Annotated in this window: 18 protein-coding genes, 1 tRNA gene and 1 pseudogene; 10 read left to right on the top strand and 10 right to left on the bottom strand. The window is 57.3% G+C overall.

What is annotated here, in order from left to right; all coding sequences use genetic code 11:
* Nucleotides 1–259 precede the first annotated feature (259 nt).
* Nucleotides 260–1,318, top strand: coding sequence for a quinolinate synthase NadA (gene nadA / locus TMS3_RS20215; protein ID WP_025167111.1), 1,059 nt, complete (start codon nucleotides 260–262; stop codon nucleotides 1,316–1,318).
* Between the two features lie 56 nt (nucleotides 1,319–1,374).
* On the opposite strand, the gene TMS3_RS20220 is transcribed toward nadA, so the two are convergent.
* Nucleotides 1,375–2,808 carry a M48 family metalloprotease gene (locus tag TMS3_RS20220; protein ID WP_025167112.1) on the bottom strand — a complete coding sequence of 478 codons (1,434 nt, stop codon included), beginning with the start codon at nucleotides 2,806–2,808 and terminating at the stop codon, nucleotides 1,375–1,377.
* Between the two features lie 107 nt (nucleotides 2,809–2,915).
* On the opposite strand from TMS3_RS20220, the gene TMS3_RS20225 reads away from it, so the two are divergent.
* Nucleotides 2,916–3,167, top strand: coding sequence for a sulfurtransferase TusA family protein (locus tag TMS3_RS20225; protein WP_025167113.1), 252 nt, complete (start codon nucleotides 2,916–2,918; stop codon nucleotides 3,165–3,167).
* A gap of 40 nt (nucleotides 3,168–3,207) precedes the next feature.
* Nucleotides 3,208–4,275 (top strand): AI-2E family transporter, encoded by a 1,068-nt coding sequence (locus tag TMS3_RS20230; protein ID WP_025167114.1) that lies wholly within the window; start codon nucleotides 3,208–3,210, stop codon nucleotides 4,273–4,275.
* A gap of 45 nt (nucleotides 4,276–4,320) precedes the next feature.
* Here TMS3_RS20230 and TMS3_RS20235 read toward each other — a convergent pair whose 3' ends face one another.
* Together TMS3_RS20235 and TMS3_RS20240 are read right to left on the bottom strand one after the other, a co-directional pair.
* Nucleotides 4,321–4,794: a peroxiredoxin gene (locus tag TMS3_RS20235; RefSeq protein WP_025167115.1), complete on the bottom strand. Its 474-nt coding sequence runs from the start codon at nucleotides 4,792–4,794 to the stop codon at nucleotides 4,321–4,323.
* A 10-nt stretch (nucleotides 4,795–4,804) separates the two neighbouring features.
* Nucleotides 4,805–5,362 carry a glycine cleavage system protein R gene (locus TMS3_RS20240; RefSeq protein ID WP_025167116.1) on the bottom strand — a complete coding sequence of 186 codons (558 nt, stop codon included), beginning with the start codon at nucleotides 5,360–5,362 and terminating at the stop codon, nucleotides 4,805–4,807.
* A 222-nt stretch (nucleotides 5,363–5,584) separates the two neighbouring features.
* Here TMS3_RS20240 and dapA point away from each other — a divergent pair, with 222 nt between their 5' ends.
* The 4 genes from dapA to TMS3_RS20260 all read left to right on the top strand — a co-directional run bounded on the left by dapA (nucleotide 5,585) and on the right by TMS3_RS20260 (nucleotide 8,843).
* The gene (gene dapA / locus TMS3_RS20245; protein ID WP_025167117.1) at nucleotides 5,585–6,463 is read left to right on the top strand and encodes a 4-hydroxy-tetrahydrodipicolinate synthase; all 879 of its coding nucleotides are present in this window, start codon (nucleotides 5,585–5,587) and stop codon (nucleotides 6,461–6,463) included.
* A gap of 17 nt (nucleotides 6,464–6,480) precedes the next feature.
* Nucleotides 6,481–7,596 (top strand): outer membrane protein assembly factor BamC, encoded by a 1,116-nt coding sequence (gene bamC / locus TMS3_RS20250; protein ID WP_025167118.1) that lies wholly within the window; start codon nucleotides 6,481–6,483, stop codon nucleotides 7,594–7,596.
* A gap of 95 nt (nucleotides 7,597–7,691) precedes the next feature.
* Nucleotides 7,692–8,561, top strand: a complete 870-nt coding sequence (locus tag TMS3_RS20255; RefSeq protein ID WP_025167119.1) for a phosphoribosylaminoimidazolesuccinocarboxamide synthase — start codon at nucleotides 7,692–7,694, stop codon at nucleotides 8,559–8,561.
* 192 nt (nucleotides 8,562–8,753) lie between these two features.
* Nucleotides 8,754–8,843 (top strand) — tRNA-Ser (locus TMS3_RS20260).
* Nucleotides 8,844–9,163: 320 nt separating this feature from the next.
* Here TMS3_RS20260 and TMS3_RS20265 read toward each other — a convergent pair.
* Nucleotides 9,164–9,727, bottom strand: a complete 564-nt coding sequence (locus tag TMS3_RS20265; RefSeq protein WP_025167120.1) for a recombinase family protein — start codon at nucleotides 9,725–9,727, stop codon at nucleotides 9,164–9,166.
* Nucleotides 9,728–9,937: 210 nt separating this feature from the next.
* Between TMS3_RS20265 and TMS3_RS20270 the strand changes: the two genes are divergently transcribed.
* Nucleotides 9,938–10,681, top strand: coding sequence for a hypothetical protein (locus tag TMS3_RS20270; RefSeq protein WP_025167121.1), 744 nt, complete (start codon nucleotides 9,938–9,940; stop codon nucleotides 10,679–10,681).
* A gap of 117 nt (nucleotides 10,682–10,798) precedes the next feature.
* Here the strand turns inward: TMS3_RS20270 and TMS3_RS20275 are convergent, their stop codons facing one another.
* The 3 genes and pseudogenes from TMS3_RS20275 to TMS3_RS25690 form a co-directional block, all read right to left on the bottom strand.
* Nucleotides 10,799–11,290, bottom strand: coding sequence for a hypothetical protein (locus TMS3_RS20275; protein ID WP_025167122.1), 492 nt, complete (start codon nucleotides 11,288–11,290; stop codon nucleotides 10,799–10,801).
* Nucleotides 11,291–11,583: 293 nt separating this feature from the next.
* Complete coding sequence (locus TMS3_RS20280; protein WP_025167123.1) at nucleotides 11,584–13,113, bottom strand: DUF6538 domain-containing protein; 1,530 nt, start codon at nucleotides 13,111–13,113, stop codon at nucleotides 11,584–11,586.
* Nucleotides 13,114–13,296: 183 nt separating this feature from the next.
* Nucleotides 13,297–13,512 (bottom strand): annotated as a pseudogene (locus TMS3_RS25690) (phage integrase); the annotation flags it as partial.
* Nucleotides 13,513–13,717: 205 nt separating this feature from the next.
* Between TMS3_RS25690 and TMS3_RS20290 the strand changes: the two are divergent.
* Complete coding sequence (locus tag TMS3_RS20290) at nucleotides 13,718–14,590, top strand: DMT family transporter (protein WP_029866529.1); 873 nt, start codon at nucleotides 13,718–13,720, stop codon at nucleotides 14,588–14,590.
* A 94-nt stretch (nucleotides 14,591–14,684) separates the two neighbouring features.
* On the opposite strand, the gene TMS3_RS20295 is transcribed toward TMS3_RS20290, so the two are convergent.
* The 3 genes from TMS3_RS20295 to TMS3_RS20305 are packed head-to-tail and all read right to left on the bottom strand — an operon-like array spanning nucleotide 14,685 to nucleotide 17,861.
* Nucleotides 14,685–15,029 carry a YdbL family protein gene (locus TMS3_RS20295; protein WP_025167126.1) on the bottom strand — a complete coding sequence of 115 codons (345 nt, stop codon included), beginning with the start codon at nucleotides 15,027–15,029 and terminating at the stop codon, nucleotides 14,685–14,687.
* 11 nt (nucleotides 15,030–15,040) lie between these two features.
* Complete coding sequence (locus TMS3_RS20300) at nucleotides 15,041–15,232, bottom strand: YnbE family lipoprotein (protein ID WP_025167127.1); 192 nt, start codon at nucleotides 15,230–15,232, stop codon at nucleotides 15,041–15,043.
* Between the two features lie 16 nt (nucleotides 15,233–15,248).
* Nucleotides 15,249–17,861 (bottom strand): intermembrane phospholipid transport protein YdbH family protein, encoded by a 2,613-nt coding sequence (locus TMS3_RS20305; protein ID WP_025167128.1) that lies wholly within the window; start codon nucleotides 17,859–17,861, stop codon nucleotides 15,249–15,251.
* Between the two features lie 152 nt (nucleotides 17,862–18,013).
* Here TMS3_RS20305 and TMS3_RS20310 point away from each other — a divergent pair, with 152 nt between their 5' ends.
* Complete coding sequence (locus TMS3_RS20310; RefSeq protein WP_025167129.1) at nucleotides 18,014–18,382, top strand: antitoxin Xre/MbcA/ParS toxin-binding domain-containing protein; 369 nt, start codon at nucleotides 18,014–18,016, stop codon at nucleotides 18,380–18,382.
* Nucleotide 18,383: the final 1 nt, after the last annotated feature.

Genomic DNA, 18,383 nt, shown 5'->3' on the forward strand with positions numbered 1-18,383 from the left:
TAGCTCAGTTGGTAGAGCAGTTGGCTTTTAACCAATTGGTCGTAGGTTCGAATCCCACACGACCCACCATATTTCCTTCTACGGAAGGTAGAGAAAGCCTGAAAGTTCTGATTAAAGGAATTTTCGGGCTTTTTTTTATCTGCGATTTTTACCTTGATCACGCTTGAGTACCCCCGTATTTCAGCCTCGTCTGCTCTCGCGCCAACCAGGCGGGTATACTCAAGTTTCGCGCTGATAGACCTCCACAGGGCCTGATGACATGACGCAGATTTCCGAACGCCTTCTGGTTCAAGCTCACCTCGACGCCAAGCAGCCTAAGCCGCTGACGCCCGAGCAAGAGGCGTTTTACCGCGCTGAAATTGCAGCGGAGCTGAAAAAGCAGAACGCCGTGCTGGTTGCCCATTACTACTGCGATCCTGTATTGCAGGCGCTTGCTGAAGAAACGGGCGGTTGTGTCTCCGACTCCTTGGAGATGGCCCGCTTCGGTAATCAGCACGCGGCGCAGACCGTGCTGGTCGCGGGCGTGAAATTTATGGGTGAGACGGCGAAAATCCTCAATCCGGAAAAGCGTGTGCTGATGCCGACCCTGGAGGCGACCTGCTCGCTGGACCTGGGTTGTCCGGTGGAGGAGTTTTCCGCGTTCTGCGACCAGCATCCGCAGCGTACCGTGGTGGTGTATGCCAACACCTCGGCAGCGGTGAAGGCGCGGGCAGACTGGGTGGTAACGTCCAGCTGTGCGGTGGAAATCATCGAACACCTGATGGACAACGGCGAAAGCATCATCTGGGCGCCGGATCAGCACCTGGGCCGTTACATCCAGAACCAGACGGGCGCCGATATGCTGTTGTGGGACGGTGCGTGTATCGTTCACGAAGAGTTCAAGGCCAAGCAACTGGAAGACATGAAGGCGCTGTACCCGGAGGCGGCGGTGCTGGTACATCCGGAGTCGCCGACAGCGGTCATCGACCTGGCCGATGCGGTGGGGTCGACCAGTCAGTTGATCAAGGCGGCGCAGAGTTTGCCGAACAAGACTTTTATCGTCGCCACCGATCGCGGCATTTTCTACAAAATGCAGCAACTGTGTCCGGACAAGACGTTTATCGAGGCGCCCACCGCCGGTAATGGTGCGGCCTGTCGCAGTTGTGCGCACTGCCCTTGGATGGCGATGAATACCCTGGAGCGAACGCTGAATTGCCTGCGTGAGGGCAGTAACGAGATTTTCGTCGACCCTGCGTTGATCCCCAAGGCAATCAAGCCGCTCAAGCGCATGCTGGACTTCACTCAGGCTGCGCGGCTGAAGCTGGCGGGGAATGCCTAAGTTCAACGCTGCTTGAAATGAAAAGCCCGGAGAGTTCCGGGCTTTTTTCTGGGTGTTTACCGCAGCATTTGTTCGATGCTGCGCTGGTCTTCGATCAATTCACGCTGCCGCGCATCGATCCGCGATGCCAGTTGGAAGTTGTTGGTTGCCCGACGTTTGGCGAAGTCGAGCTGTTCGATGGCTTGGTCAAAGTCGCCGACCAGGGCGAAAAATTCTGCGCGGGCCTGGTGCAGGCCGATGGTGTTGCCGGTGAGGCCGCGCACTTCGGCGACTTGGTACCAGATGTCCGGATCTTTTGGGCGGTTCTTCAGTAGTGCGTCGAGCGCGCGCTCGGCGTCCTGGGTGCGACCCTGTTTCATCAGCAGGTCGATACCGGCTTGATGCAGCGGATAATTGCTGGGATACAGCCGCTGCAGGCGTTCGACGCGGCCCTGTGCATCCGCTAGTTGGCGGGCAGCGATGTCCAGTTCCACCTGGGCCAGGTTGTACGCAATATCGTTGGGGGCGTTCTGCAGTAGGGGCTGCAAACTTTCGCGGGCCTGCTTGAGTTGGCCGCTCTTGATCTGTGCCAATGCCAGGCCGTAACGCGCGGCCTCCAGTTTTGGGTTTTCTTCGAGCATGGCGCGAAAGCGCTTGGCAGCCAGGCCGGGAGTGTCTTCATAGATCAACTGCACGCGAGCGCGCATGAGCTGGTAGCGCACGCTGTCTTGCGTGCCGCCGCTGTTGAATTGTTCGGCGCGGTTGCGCGTGTCCGCGATCCGTGACTCGGATACCGGGTGAGTCAGGAGGAACTCCGGTGGTTTGCGGTCATAGCGATACTGGCGCATCAGGCGCTCGAACATGCTCGGCATGGCGCGCGGGTCGTAGCCGGCCTTTTCCAGGTTTACCAGGCCGATGCGGTCGGCCTCTTGCTCGTTCTGCCGGGAGAAGCGTCGCTGCTCCTGAATCGCCGCCGCTTGAGTCGACGCGATGGCGGCAATCCCGACGTCACCGGCACCTGCTGCAGCTGCCACTATTCCGGCAAGCATTGCCGCCATGACCGGCAACTGCATGCGTTGCTGGGCTTCCAGGCCGCGGGCAAAGTGGCGTTGTGATAAATGCGCGAGTTCGTGAGCCATAACCGAGGCATATTCGGCTTCGCTCTGTGCATAGAGGAACAGTCCGCCGTTGACCCCGATAATTCCCCCGGGTGCGGCGAATGCGTTGATTTGTGGGCTGTCGAGCAGGACGAACTCCAGGCGCCGGTCTTGTACCTGACTGGTCTCGCCTAGGCGGTAAACGCTGCTCTCAACGAAGTCCTTGAGCTGCGGGTCGGAAAGCTGACTGACCTGGCCGCGCAGCAGGCTCAGCCAGGCGCGGCCCAGTTGATGCTCTTGTTGCGGTGAGACGATGGCGGAGCTGGCATCGCCGAGTGATGGCAGCTCGCTAGCTGTACCGGGCAGGGCGAACAGGCAGGCGAGCGTCAACAGGGTAGGGCGCAGAGGATTCATGCACGAGGCTCTTGGTGAACAGAGTCGTACTGTAGCTGGGCAGGCGCGCGTATGGCCAGGGTTGTGCTGCCTTGAGGTATCCTAGCGCCAGGTTTGGGAGGGATAGAATGAACGATGCACAAATGCGGGTTGAGGCCTGCGATGCAGAGCTGGATGCCAGTGGCTTGAACTGTCCGCTGCCGCTACTCAAGGCCAAGCTGGAGTTGAATCGTCTGGCCAGTGGAGCGGTGCTGAAAGTGATTGCTACCGATGCGGGTTCGCAGCGCGACTTTCGCGCCTTCGCGAACCTCGCCGGGCACACTTTGTTGCATGAAGAGGTAGACAATGGCATCTACCGCTACTGGTTGCGTAAAGCCTGACACTGTTTGTGAATGGGTTATTTTGATCTAGGGAATGAAGATGCTTCGCGTGTTACGCAACTGGCTACACCGCTATTTTTCCGATGAGCAGGCTGTTGTGCTGACGGTGTTGCTGATCCTCGGTTTTGCCACGGTTCTGACTTTGGGTGGGATGTTGGCGCCGGTTCTGACCGGGTTGGTGCTGGCGTTTCTGATGCAGGGGCTGGTCAATGCCCTCGAGCGTCTGCGCTTGCCGCAGATGGCTGCCGTGTCCCTGGTATTTGCCCTGTTCGTCAGTGCCCTGGCGTTGTGTCTGCTGGTGTTGATGCCCTTGTTGTGGCGTCAGTTGAGCAACCTGTTCAATGAGCTGCCGCGCATGTTGGGTGAGTGGCAGTCGTTGCTGCTGTTGCTGCCGGAGCGCTATCCGCACTTGATTAGCGATGAACAGGTGTTGCAGGCGATTGAGCTGGCGCGTGGCGAGATCGGTCAGTTCGGTCAGTGGGCGTTGACCTTCTCGTTATCCAGTCTGCCGCTGCTGGCCAGCATCATGATTTACCTGGTGCTGGTGCCGATCCTGGTGTTCTTTTTCCTTAAGGATCGTGAGCTGATCGGTCGTTGGTTTCGCAGCTACCTGCCGAATGAGCGGGCTTTGCTCAGCCATGTGGCACAGGAAATGAACCTGCAAATCGCCAATTACATCCGCGGCAAGGTGATCGAAATCATCATCTGCGGGGTGGTCAGCTACATCGCCTTCGCGGCGCTGGGGCTCAACTATGCGGCGTTATTGGCGCTACTGGTGGGGTTGTCTGTCGTGGTGCCCTATATCGGCGCGGTGGTGGTCACCGTACCGGTGGTGCTGATTGCGTTGTTCCAGTGGGGCTGGAGCGATCAGTTCATCTACCTGTTGGTAGTGTATGGGGTTATTCAGGCGCTCGACGGTAACGTGCTGGTCCCGCTGCTGTTCTCCGAGGCGGTGAACCTGCACCCGGTGGCAATCATCTGCGCGGTTCTGCTGTTCGGCGGCTTATGGGGCTTTTGGGGGGTGTTCTTCGCCATTCCGCTGGCTACCTTGTTCAAGGCGCTGCTGGACGCCTGGCCGCGCACTGAGCCCCATGAGCGAAGTGTTTAAACAAGAACGGCCGCGTAGAGCGGCCGTTCTGCTTCTGGTCGGGTGTCAGGCCTTATTCAGCGCTTGCGCAGCAGCCAGTACCGCATCGACGTGGCCGGGTACTTTCACACCTCGCCACTCCTGACGCAGCACGCCGTGTTGGTCGATCAGGAAGGTGCTGCGGTCGACGCCCAGGTATTCCTTGCCGTAGAGCTTCTTCAGCTTGATCACCTCGAACAGTTGGCAGAGTGCCTCGTCCTTGTCCGAGATCAGTTCGAAGGGAAAGGCCTGCTTGCTCTTGAAGTTCTCGTGGGATTTGAGGCCGTCCCTGGATACGCCGAATATCTGGGTGTTGGCCGCCAGAAAGGCCGGGTACTGGTCGCGAAAGCCCTGGCCTTCTGTGGTGCAGCCCGGCGTGCTGTCTTTCGGGTAGAAGTAGATCACCACCTGCTGGCCTTGCAGGGCCGACAGTTGCACGGCCTGGCCACTGGTGGCCTGAGCCTGGAAGTCGGCTACGGGGGTGTCGAGTGTTACGGCCATTAAACGCTCCTTATGGGTTCTGCGGGCGCCAAGGTTCGATCAGTGCATCCAGGTTCAAGGCGTCGGCGAAGTCGAGAAACTGATCGCGCAACCAGCTGATCTGAGTGCCGGCTGGCAGGGTCACGGTCAGGGTGACGTTGAGCATGGTGCCGCCGGTCTGGGGTGCCTGGTAGGTATCGCAGGTGAGATTTTCCAGCTCGACATGGTGGTCGATAAAGAACTGGCACAACTCATTGAGGATGTCAGGGCGATATACCGAGCTGACGTAGGCCACATATGGCAGGGCCTGAGGGCGGTTTTCCGAGGCGCCGCTGCGAATTACGTTGGTGGAGAAGGAATGTTTCTTGGCCAGCAGGGGCAGGCTCGACTCAAGGCGCGCCAGTGCGTCCCAGCTGCCGGAAACTTGCAGCACCAGCGCGCTGAATTCACCGTGTCGGCTCAGGCGGGTGCTGAGTACTGCGCAGCGGTTTTCATGGCTGGCGCGGCACAGGACGTTAGTCAACTCCATGGCGTTGGGGCCGAGTGCACTGATGATGAGGAATTGTTCGCGAACTTGGGGGGTGGACATGCAGCCTTCCTAAAACGATGAGCGTGCGGCTCGAACAGAGTACCGAGCAAAGACGAAGGGTAGCGAAAAGCGCCGCTCAGGGGAATGCTCGCGACTGTCGGATCCTTACATTCTGCGGTGTTTGCACACAGGGGCGGGTGATGCACGGGCTTGTCCTTCGCTTGTGCAAGGCTGGTAGCGCCAGTACCATTACGGCTCTCTTTTTCCGGCAGGAGCGGTTGCATGATTGCGGGCAGTATGGTGGCACTGGTCACGCCCATGGATGCACAAGGTGATCTCGACTGGGACAGCTTGAGCAAACTGGTGGATTTCCACCTGCAGGAGGGCACCAACGCCATCGTCGCGGTCGGCACCACGGGTGAGTCGGCTACGTTGGACGTGTCGGAACATATCGAGGCGATTCGTCGCGTGGTCGACCAGGTCGCCGGGCGCATTCCGGTGATTGCCGGCACCGGTGGCAACTCCACCCGTGAGTCGGTCGAACTGACCCGTGCCGCCCAAGAGGTGGGCGCCGATGCCTGCCTGCTGGTGACCCCGTATTACAACAAGCCGACTCAGGAAGGCCTGTACCTGCATTTCCGCCACATCGCCGAAGCAGTGGCGATTCCGCAGATTCTCTACAACGTGCCGGGTCGCACTGTGTGCGACATGTTGCCGGAGACTGTCGAGCGGCTGTCGAAGATAGCCAACATTATTGGTATCAAGGAAGCCACTGGTGACCTGCAGCGCGCCCAGGAAGTACTGGACCGGGTGAGCAAGGATTTCCTGGTGTATTCCGGCGATGATGCCACCGCCGTCGAGCTGATGCTAATGGGTGGTAAGGGCAATATTTCGGTGACTGCCAACGTCGCCCCGCGCGCGATGAGTGACCTGTGCGCCGCCGCCATGCGCGGTGACGCCGCGATGGCCCGCGCCATCAACGATCGTTTGATGCCGTTGCACCAGGCGCTGTTCATGGAGTCCAACCCGATTCCGGTTAAATGGGCCCTGCACGAGATGGGCATGATGCCGGATGGTATTCGCCTGCCACTGACCTGGCTCAGCCCGCGTTGTCATGAACCGCTGCGTCAGGCCCTGCGCCAGTCCGGCGTATTGGTTTAATTGAGGAATTACTACGCATGAAGCGACTGGCCGGACTCTCTGCACTTGCTCTGATCATCACTAGTACCAGCGGTTGTGGCTGGTTGTGGGGTGAGGATGGCTATTTCCGTGATCGTGGCGGCGACTACCTCGCCGCGCGGCAAACCGCGCCCATGCAGCTGCCGGCGAATGTCGAAGCCAAGCGCCTCGATCCCCTGTTGCCGGTGCCGCAGCAGGTCGCCAGCAGCACGGTAACGGGTGAGTACGAAGTTCCGCGTCCGCAAGCCCTGCAAGCGCGCGCCGATGCCAGCGAGTTCAGCCTGCAGAAGAGCGGCGAGTCACGCTGGCTGGTGGCCCAGCGGGTGCCTGCCGAAGTCTGGCCCGTGGTTCGGCAGTTCTTTGAAGACAGCGGTTTTCGGGTGGTCGACGAGCGTCCGCAGACCGGCGAATTCAGTACTTCCTGGCAGCGTTTCGATGAGCTCTCCAGTGCCGTAGCGCGTCGTTTGAGCAAGCTCGAGTCAGGTGTGGCGGATGCCGAGACCCGCGTGCGGGTGCGCATCGAGCCGGGCGTGCAGCGCAATACCAGTGAGGTCTTCGTGGTCAGTGCCGAGCGCCCAGTCGGCAGCAGCGCCGATGTGGCCTTCGCCAGTCGTAGCGGCAATCCGAAGCTGGAAGCCGCGTTGCTCGACGAGATGCTGGTGAGCCTGGCGCGCAGTGCTGAGCAGGGTGGTTCCGTGTCGCTGCTGGCCGCACGCGATTTCGACGCGCCACGCCGCGTCAGTCTGTCTGAGGACGGCAATGGCAACCCGGTACTGAATCTGGGCGCCGATTTTGATCGGGCCTGGTCTGGTGTGGGTCGCTCCCTGGAGATGGCCGATGTGCGCATCGACGACCTCAATCGAAGCCTCGGCGTCTACTACATCAACCTGGCCGAAGGTGCTATCAAGAAGGGTGAGGAGCCGAGTTTCCTCGGCAAGCTGTTCGGCGGTGAGCGCGATAAGGAAGAAATCGAGGCACGTGCTGATCGCTATCAGGTGCGCCTGACGCCGGTGGGTGACAGTGTCCAGGTCACCGTGGAAAAAGACCTCAACACCGTCGCGCCGTCTGATGTCGCGCGTCGGATTCTGGACCTGATCCAGGAAAACCTCGGTTAAAGATAATTGGGTTGCAGGCGCAACTCGGAAAGAAACCAATAGGCGAAACCCAGCGGGTTTCGCCTGTTTCGTTTGCTAAAGGCGGAAATCCCGACATGACCACTCCTGCGACCCTGAGCCTGAAGAAGATCTATTCGGGAAAAGTCCGCGACCTCTACGAAATTGACGACAAGCGTATGCTGATGGTCGCCACCGACCGCCTCTCGGCGTTCGACGTGATCCTCGCCGAGCCGATCCCGGACAAGGGCAAAATACTCACGGCGATTTCCAATTTCTGGTTCGACAAGCTCGCCGGCGTGGTGCCCAACCACTTCACCGGCGACAGAGTCGAGGACGTCGTCTCAGCCGCCGAGCTGCCGATGGTAGAGGGCCGTGCAGTGGTGGCCAAGCGCCTCAAGCCGGTAGCGGTGGAGGCCATCGTGCGCGGTTACATCGCTGGCTCTGGCTGGAAGGAATACCAGCAGAGCGGCACCGTCTGCGGCATTCAGTTGCCCGCCGGCCTGCAGGAAGCCTCCAAGCTGCCGCAACCGATCTTCACACCGTCGACCAAGGCTGCCGTTGGCGACCACGACGAGAACATTTCCTTCGAGCAGTGCGAGTCCATTATCGGTGCGGAGTTGGCCGCCAAGGTGCGTGACACGGCCATCGCCCTGTATAGCGCGGCGGTCGCCTATGCGGCGACGCGCGGCATCATCATCGCCGACACCAAGTTCGAGTTCGGTCTGGACGAAGACGGCACCCTGACCCTGATGGACGAAGTGCTGACTCCCGACTCCAGTCGTTTCTGGCCGGCCGACAGCTATGTCGAAGGAAAAAACCCGCCAAGCTTCGACAAGCAGTTCGTGCGCGACTGGCTGGAGTCCACCGGCTGGAACAAACAAGCGCCGGCCCCGGCAGTGCCGGCCGACGTCGCGCAAAAGACCGCAGACAAGTACCGCGAAGCGTTGACCCGCTTGACCGTCTAACGTGCACCGAGGCGGTTAACGCAACGCAAAGAGGCACTTCGGTGCCTCTTTGCGTATCTGGGCTAGGCGGAGGAGTAGGGGTGGTACGCCTGCTGTAGTCCCTTCTCGGCCGCAAGCATCTGAAAGCATGTGAAAAGTTTTCAAACTGGGGTTCGCCAAACGCGCTTCAGCTGCTATCATGCGCGCCGCCACGGGAAGATGCCGGAGTGGCCGAACGGGACGGATTCGAAATCCGTTGTATCAGCGATGGTACCTAGGGTTCAAATCCCTATCTTCCCGCCATATATAGAAAAGCCCTGTAATTCAATGAGTTACGGGGCTTTTTCTTTTCAGGTTGTACTACTCATTTGTACTACTTGGATTGCCGGTTCTGTGGGGCGTGTTGCGATTTGTCCGAATGATTCCTCTCATTTCCAGCTGAGGGGCTTAGCAGTAATCTTCGGGCCTCTCCATAGTCGCTGGTAACTCTAAAATATCTCTACACCTGTCGATATAATTGCCCGTAAAGGCGTCTGTGGGCTCGCCTGTTGCGTTTATTGTAGATAGTGCTATATGGGTAGCTATTTAGCGTTATCGTTGCTTGTGCGGCCTCCTGGTGGTTATCAGCTATTCCACAACCGCTTTACGGTGGAAAGGCTGATGTTCAACTCTGCTGCTACCGCAGATTGCGACTTATCTTCGCACTTCAGAGCCTGAACTTGTTCAGCAGATGCTTTTGCGGGACGCCCCAGAACCTTACCCTCTGCCTTTGCTCGCTCTAGGCCAGATTGAGTGCGTTCAATGAGCAGGTCACGCTCAAATTGAGCTACAGCCGCCAGTACTCCCATTGTCATTTTGCCTGCTGGAGAGGTCAGATCGACGCCGCCCAATGCCAGGCAATGCACTCGAATGCCTTTACCTTCCAGTCGCTCAACGGTGCTCTGAACGTCGATAGCGTTCCGGCCAAGGCGATCTAGCTTCGTAACTACCAGAACGTCACCCGATTCCATGCGGTCTAGAAGGGTGGCGAAGCCTTTTCGCTCGCTGGCGCTGGTGCTGCCGCTAATCGTTTCTTCAATGACCCGCTGAGATTGCAGGTCGAAGCCGGCGCTCTTGATTTCAAGCACTTGGTTTTCGGTAGTCTGGCCAGTGGTGGAGACTCGACAGTAGGCGAAGGTGCGGCTCATGGTGGGGTGCTCTCTGGTATCTTTAACGTGGTGTCATTATCCTGTGGTGGTGCCAAAAAGTAAACCCTATTTATTGATACCGTTTTCCGGACTGCTGGCGCTGGTGTCATAAACGGTCGTTATTGAGTCGCTCTGTGTGCGGTTACGGTGGAGGGCAGAGCGAGTAATCATACGTATACTGTCAAAGCACGACTGAGCCACGTTAATCGTATGTATATTGTTGTGTTGATTGAGTCTATTCCGATATTAAAGCGAGTGTTTGATGTTGTTCCGGGATTTATTGGAATTATAAATTTGGAGTCTTTTGTGGATAAGTATAGGTATGGACTTTGTTTTCTGGTTTTGGTTGTTGGTGTGATAATTGGTATGTCTGTTTCAGGATTGAATTTAAACTATTTTGAAGGTTGGAAGAGTTTTATAGAGCTGGCAAGTTATTTGGTAACTATAGCGATGGCTATTTTCGCAATTTTCACATTAGATGCTTGGAAGAAACAATTTAAGTCCCAGAAGAAATTTGATGCATTCCAAGAGCTCGGGCGTAGTGTGGATAGCCTGAGGGTAATTCATGATCATATAGAAAACATGAAGGCATACTGCCAAGGTAAAGCCTCAGGTGAGGCGAGTTCGGATTTATTGGATGTTGAGGATATGCTTGAGTGTACGGGCTTGAGTTGGCGTATGGCTGTGGAGCAATATATGAAGGCGTGGCGGAATTGTATATTGTTTCTTCGTGAAGATGAGGTGGGTGATTTTATGATTTCGCCATTTGATCTGCGAAATAAAGTCAGGTCTGAATTGCGTAAATTGGTTGATGTGGTTGAGGGGAAAGAAGGTCATGAGATCTGTTTTTATATTCAGTATCGTTGTGATGAGTTGAATAATGAATTGATACTAATTTTTCGTGAGGCAAATCATGCGATCTTTCGGCATGTTAGATCAGTGTTTGAATCTTAAGCGTGAGTTGTATGCTGGTTTCGGGGTTTGAAGTCGTAATCGTTAGCGGAAACCATGTTGGTTGTGGGTATGGCTGTGTGTAAATGGCTATTGAATGGCGGTGGCTCGGTAGTTTATTTATTGGTTGGCGGGTGATGTAGCTAGTAGGCTAAGTTTGTTTCTGTTGAGCACTGTAAATCGGTTGACCTTCTCTTTGCCGAAGAATCGTTCAAGATCGTGCGGCCTCTGAGATTTGATGGCTGATGCTGATTTTATGTTCTTCTCTGGCGTAAGGCTCATGCTCATGACATTACACTGGCCGCTCATTACTTTATCTGCTGCTGCACTAATAGCTTTGTATGCGTTCTTGGTTGTGAGAATCACTAAGTATGCCTGTAATCCACCATCCGGGTTATGCGGTGTTTTCCGGTTGTGCAGTTGGATACGGATAAGGAACGGTTGGTCAGGGCACTTACGCCTTAGTTCTTGCTTGAATCTAACCATGTCATCTAGCAGGGCTGTGCTTTCGTGTAGATCATCGTAAAACAGAGAATGCTGGTAACCCCACTGGTACTCATGCAGTAGGTGCAGGTAGTTACGCTTGCTCTTCTGTTCGCTGGTCTCACTCATCTGATCACTTCCTCTATAATCTCCTAATCACTGTATCAAAGTCTTTCCTATACTCATACAGTGAATCGTCGCCATCTTGATGTCAGTGATATTGATGTAAGCAGCGCCAGCATTGGCGGGGCTTTAGATTTGCCGTAGGTTGAGCTGAGTAAAGTGCTGCATTACTTGTGCGGTCTATTTCTCAGTCGAAAGCGGGCGCGGGGAGCGGCCCGGTTTAGCAAATTCCCGGTTTCACGCCAAGGAGCAGGGCCTTCAGGTTGACGGCTGCTGATATAGACTTGTACACAGGGTAATTAATCATTATTAATTGCATTGTTTATCACCTGTTTTTGGCGGAGATTAAAAGCGTAATCCAGCAGTTCGATCACCTTTCGTTTCTGGTCAAGGCTAGGGCCTGAGCTGTAAATGTCGAGGGTGATTAACCCTGTTTCATGACCGAACAGTGCCGCCATAACTTCCATCCGTGCATCCGCTTGGTGAACGATGGTGATGGCGGTTTTGCGAACAGAGTGGAATACGTGCAGTGGGCCAAAATTGTTGGCTTTCTTCATTCGTCCGAAACGTTTACCTACTGCATCAAGGCGATGGTTGTATTTGTTGGATTCATTAAGTGCTCGGCCCGGTAGAATGTAACCATCGGTGGATGATGCGAGTAACTCGACCATCAGCGGTGCCAACTTATGGTGTACAGGCACTTCTCGAATACCTGCACGTGTCTTGGCATCCGGAATGTTGAAGGCGATAGGAAGCCCGTTCTCAAAGGTGAGATCACTGTGGTTAATGTGTCCGACCTCTTCAAGCCTACAACCTGTGTACGCTGCCACAGCGATTAGGTTTGCAAGATTCTGGTCTGATTTTGCCAAGGCTTCGGCATGTAGCATTTCTAACTCATACTTGGTGAAAGCATCGTAGATGATGACCTCACCTTTGACGATTGGAAGGTCATGATCATCGAACGGGTTTTGCGTATCTTTGAATCGCTCCCGCCACTCAGCATCGTATTTTTTCGCCCACTTCCAGTAAGTATTGCACGCCCAGAGATGCTGTTTCTTCGTCTTCGAAGTCAGTGCTTTACCCTTGGCGTCCGCTAAACCATCAAGGTACGTCGAAACGGTGTCGAATGAGAGAGTGTTGCCTGTTCGGTTGAGCCATGCTGAAAACATCTCAACTTTACGTATGAGGATGTCCACCGTTTTTAGCACGTTACCTTGGCTGCTGTACCAAACCCTGAACGTATCGAGTTTTTTCTGCGTAATCGGTGAGCGTGGTTTGAAGCTGTTGGGTGACTCGACCAGCGCTGAAATATCTGTAACTTGGTCTCGGCTCAGGCTGAACTGTTTGGCGTAAGTATCAGGGATCATTTCTTTGAAGGCATTAGCTAGCGTTTCATGAAACTGAAGCTGACCCTCAAGCGTGTCTCCGAAGTAATCCTGTAATTCACCCAGAATATCAAGCATCCCGGTCTGTTCCATTGCCGCTAATGCAATGATCTCGTTCTCAGGGGTGATCGATGGTAACGAAACATTCTCACCAATTAGTTGCATCTTTCGTAAGGTCTTCCCCTGAGAAATGGCGGTTAGGGCATCGGTTACATCTTCGGCCCAACTCGCGGGTAGTGCTCGACCAGCTCGGGCGTCGGCAATCTGCTGCTTCCACTGCGCAAGGTATTGGAGGCGTCTAACCATCGCCTCAGACCGAAGGCCTGTTTTCAGTGACTGAGTGAGTACCTTGCGGCCACCAAATGCCATTTGAACGTCAGTAGGAATGGCCAGCCGAACGTACCAAGTTGATTCGCCACTTTTTTGAATCAAGTTGTTTGCCAAGGCAGTCCCCGGTGGGTGAGTGGTACAGTGAATTGTACTACTCAATTGTACTACTATTGGCTCTGTATGGCCCGTGTTATGGGCGTCAAATGGCTGTGGTGATGGTTTTCTAGAGTCCCTATCTTCCCGCCATATTAAAGACCCCTGAAGTTCGCGCTTCAGGGGTTTTTTCGTTCAGGCAGACTAACTGTCGAAGAAGTGTCGAAAATCAGACGCAGGCCCGAACCGAACAGCATCCTTCAAATGATCCGGCGACAGGTGTGCATAGAGCATTGTCATCGCCAGAGCCATAGGTCTCAGAAATTTCTGCAGCATCAGGATGTTCCCGCTGTTCATAATGAATTGCGACGCTAAGGTGTGGCGCAACACATGCGAGGATTGTTCGGCCGCTAGCGCCAGGCCCAAGGACAGAGCGCTGTGAGTAGGCGCGCAAGGCACAGCGGAGCAGGTAGACTGTCTCGCGGTGGCACAACACCCCGCCACGGGCGGAGTGGATGTTGCGCCCGACGCGGCAATGCTTGGCTGGCTACGCTGAGGCTAAAGTTGTCGTCCCCTGATCTGGATGTCAGGCTTGTACGCCGGCATTGCCTGCCTGGATACCCTGATGCCTAGCGCCCTTGTGAGTAACCCGATGCTGCGCGGTATTTTGCTGACGCTGGTGTCGGTCGCCTGTTTCGCCAGCCATGATGCGGTAGCCAAGTACCTGGCGGGCCTGTACCCGATCCTCTTGCTTACCTGGTTTCGCTACCTGTCGCACACCCTGTTGATGGGGGCAGTACTGCTGCCCAAGCATGGCCTGAGCATCTTGCGCAGCCAAAGACCCTGGTTGCAGCTGACCCGCGCTCTGGCGCTGCTGGGGGTGAGCCTGCTGTTCGTCACCGGGCTGCGTTATGTGCCGCTGGCTGAGGCCACTGCGGTGATCTTTCTGGCGCCGCTGTTGGTCACCCTGTTGTCGGCCACCCTGCTGCGTGAGCGGATCAATCTGGCGCAATGGCTGGCGGTGGTACTTGGGTTTATCGGGGTGCTGGTGATCGTGCGGCCGGCCGGTGCGATGTTTACTCCGGCTATCTTATGGCCGCTGGGTGCGGCCTTGTGCTTTGCCCTGTATCAGATTCTCACCCGAATCAGTGCGGCGCATGACAGCGCGGCGACCAGCAACTTTCTCGCGGGGGCGATCAACTGCCTGATTGTCAGCCTGCTGATCCCGTTTTTTTGGCAAACCCCGCAGTGGCAACACCTGTTAGGCCTGCTTAGCCTCGGGGTGATAGGCATGTGCGGTCATCAGTTGCTGATCCTGGCCTTCCGTCAGGCCTCGCCAGCGATCCTGGCGCCTTTCAGTTATGGCCAGCTACTGTTTGCCGGGCTGTTCGGCTGGCTGGTCTTCGACCAGGTGCCGGACGCCAGGGCGTTGCTCGGCATGGCCTTGATCATGCTTGCAGGGCTGGGCATCGCCTATACGCAGGGTCGAGGCCGATAGGGGCGAAGTGGATTAGCCAGTGGCACTGGGTCAATCCTTGTGGACGCTGGGCATGATGGGTAGCGCTGCGCTCAACCCATCATGCCCAGGCCAATCACTTGCGCCGCCACTGGCCTTGCACCTGGATGTACTGGCCGGGTGGGGTCTTGTCGAGGGCTTTCTGTCCGGCGATGGCTTCCACGTCGCTGCGCTGGATACCATTCTGATCGGCCAGCTTCTGGTATTCGGTGCGGCGAGCCTGGTTGATCAGGCGGGCGATTTCACTGGCCTGGCCGCCGCCTTTGACCACCCCTAGGTAACCGTTGGGCATCTCGCCGAGCTGGCCGCTGGCCTTGGCGTCGCCGAGGGCCGACATGGCTTCGTTGAGGTTCAGCGCGGCGGCCGGCAGGCTCAGGCTGAGCAGCAGTAACAGGCCGGCAAGGTGTTTAAACAGGGTCATGGTCAGGCTCCTCAAAACAGTCCGCTGGATTCGCTGAACATGCTGTCCAGGGCTTTATCCACCTTGATATAGATTTCGTGCTCGATCTTCACGTTGAGATTGATATTGATCGGCTCCTTGGGTGCCTGCAGTTGTACCGTCGGGGTACAGGCTGCACTCAGCAGGCCTAGCAGCAGGGCGGCGAGATAACTACGCAAGCGCATGGCGCTTTCTCCTTGGTTAAGGCCCCTTGGGGATGGCGGCTGCCCTGCGCTGCAATATGCGCTGCTGCACCCGCTGCTTGATGATGTCGTTCACTTTATCGGTCAGCTGCAGGCTGGCCAATAGGCTGGGAATGTCTTCTTGCAGATTGATGTTGAAGTGGATCGGGCGGCCTTGTTCGATTGCCGGGTTCTGGCCTTCCAGGCGCATGGCCAGGCTTAACGTACCTTGCTGATCATAGTTGACCTGGCTGTTCAGGGTGGTGAAGTGAAAGTCTTCCAGCGATTGCGTCACCAACTGCATGGCGGGGTTGCTCTGCCCCAGCGCCCTGATTCGCTCCGATTCGAACTGCAGGCGGCCGCCCGGTGGGCGGGCCGCCAGTTGACCCTGTTCGATTTCGATGCCGTCGTTGCCGATACGCAGCGGTAGTCGACCGTCGAGTGTGCCGGCTCCGGCCAACCCTTCTGTGGGATAGAGGGTAAATAGCCGATCAAGTTTCAGGCCGCGTAATTCAAGCGGGAAGAGCAGGCTGTCCTGGCGCAGGTCCCATCGCTCAGAGGGTAGCTGGGCCGTACCGCCCATCAGTGCTGCTTGAGCTTGCTGCAGATACAGCTGGCCTTTATCAAGTTGGCTGATAGGTGCGCTGTAACGGCCGCGCATCTGCAAGGGGCCGATGGGGATGCCTGGGTTGGCTTGCTCCAGGCTCAGCTTGACCAGCTCGATATCCAGTTGCCGCGAATTCAGTTTGAGGTGCAGGTGGCCGTCCAGGCCCGTGAGTTCGGTGCGGTCGTAGATCCCGGCGAGGCCTTTTCCGGTGAGGTTGAGTTGTACGCTGGGGGCGCTGTTGTTAGGTGTTTGGCTCAGGCGTGCATCGGCGCTCAGGCGGCCGTTGTTCAGATCAAGCAGGGCAGGCCAATCGGCCAGGGTATCGGCCAGTGGGTTACCGGCGCGGAGAAACAGTTCAGGCAGTTGCGCCTGTGCTTGCAGGCCTCGTTTGGCGCTGTGCTGCAGCTGCAGGCGCAGCTGTAAGTCGGCAGCCGAGGACAGTTGGCCGTTCAGCTCGACTTGTTCCCGGGAGGCGGCGAGCTGCCCCTGCCAATGCCAGCCTTGCGGCTTGAGCAGCGCTTGTTCCAGGCGCAGGGTTGCCAGTGTGACGGGGCCTTGCAGGCGCCATGCCTGAAGGCTGCCGGCTTGGTGTTGCGCTTGTAGTTGCAGGCCTTCGGTGCTGCCGCTGAGCTGGGTCAGGCGCAGCTCGTCGCCGGCCAGTTCGCCGAGGTTTAACTGCGAGCCTTTTAGCAGGTTGAGGTCGAGTTGCCGATCATCCAGGTAGCCGTTGAAGCTAAGTGCAGCCTTCAGGTCGCGCGTCTTCCAGTCAGCCAAGACGATGCCCGGGTTGCTGGCGGTTAGCCGCGCATTGGTCATGTGGACTGCCCAGGGGGGCGCATTCGCCAGTGCCAACTGGGCCTGCAGCTCAAGCGTGGTGGCGCCATCGCTGCGCAGGAGAATCGCCAAGGGCAGGGCGCGGCCGAGTAGATTGGCGGGCAGTTCGCCGAGCGGGGCGCTCGGTTGGATGCGCAATTGCAGCGAGTCGTTGTGCAGCGCTTGCGGCAAGTCACCTAGCCAGGCCGGTGCCAGTTGATCGAGCTGCAGGTCGGCGGCCAGTCGTTCGGCGAACCATTGGCCCTGTTCGCCGCGCGCGCCGATGTCGAGGTTGCCTTGTAGCTGGCCGATGCCGGGAATGGCCCAGGGGGCAGGCAGCGTGGCGGCGGCCTCGAACTGCCCGGAAGCGCTGTGCAGCCGTTGCAGCGTCAGGGCGCCGGGTGGCAATAGTAACTGCCAGTTCGCCGCCAGTTGTGCAGCGCTTGGCAGGTTGGGCAGCTGTAGGCCGGGTGCTAGCGCCCACACACTTAGCCAGCTGTGCAGGGCGGCGGCTTCGCTCAGCTCTGGAGCTGACAGCTTGCCGCGCCAGAGCTGCCCGTCGGGACTGTTACTCAGGCTGCTGTGCAGGCTCAGTTGCGAGCGCTGGTTGATCGTCAGACTCAGCTGAAGTGACGCCTCATCGGCCGTGCCCTGCAGCTGCGCTTGCCACGCCAGCTGTTGCGCTTCGTGCCGCAGGTTGAGTCTCAGCTCAAGCGCCAGGGGCGCGCGTTGCTGCCTAAGCGCCTGCAGGTCGCCCTGGAGTGTGCAGCGCCCGTTTGCACAGGGCAGTTCGGCAGAGAATTCGTCGATGCGCAGGCTAAGCGGCAGCCAGGGCAGGGCGGTTGTGAGCGCTGCTAGATCTAGTTGTACGTCGCTTGACTGCGCGTCTGCAGGCTGCGCGCCGGGTTGCCAGGCCAGTAGCAGTCGACCCAGTTGAATATCCTGCCAGAAGGGTGGGGTGATGCTGAATGAGCGCCAGGCTAGGCGCAAATTTTCGGCCTGCACCAGCAGGCTGCCGCTGCTGTCCTGTTGCCGCAGAGTCAGGTGCGTCAGGGTAATACCTTCGAGTGACAGGCTGGGCCCATGCCAGTCGAACTGGTCAATAGAGTAGCGCTCCAGCATGCGCGCCCAGTTGAGGTAGGCGTAACCGCTCACTAACAACAGCAGAGCGAACACGCTGATGATTCGCAGCCAGGCGCGTCGGCTGATCATGGGCACAAATCCGTAGTCCTTTAGGCTGAAGGCATGATGTGACTGGACGTTACCCCATGTGTCTCGGGCTGCCAATCATGGCGTGATCGTATTTGTGTATTTGCATCATTTAGTACTAGTATTGCTGTAAATGAACCAAGAGGTCGGGGGTTATGAGCGCACTTGTGCGACCGGTAGTCGATGCCGAAGCGGTACTGGCCAAAGCCTTGCTCAGCACCCGCGAGCAGTTGGGGCTGACGCAGCAGGAGTTAGCTGACATCGTCGGTGTCCATCGCACGGCGATTAGCCGTTGGGCCGACAGCGGCCTGCGCCCGCAAAGCAAAACCGGTGAGCTGGCGCTGTTGCTGATTCGGGCCTACCGCGCGTTGTTCGCCCTGTTCGGCGGCAACTTGCAGGACATGCAGCATTTTTTGCGCACCGAAAACCGCCACCTGGCCGGCGTGCCGCTGGTCTTGATGGGACAGGTGCAGGGGCTGGTGCGGGTGGTGGAATATCTCGATGCGATCCGCGGCAAGGCCTGAC

The organism is Pseudomonas taeanensis MS-3 (assembly GCF_000498575.2).
GTDB lineage: Bacteria > Pseudomonadota > Gammaproteobacteria > Pseudomonadales > Pseudomonadaceae > Aquipseudomonas > Aquipseudomonas taeanensis.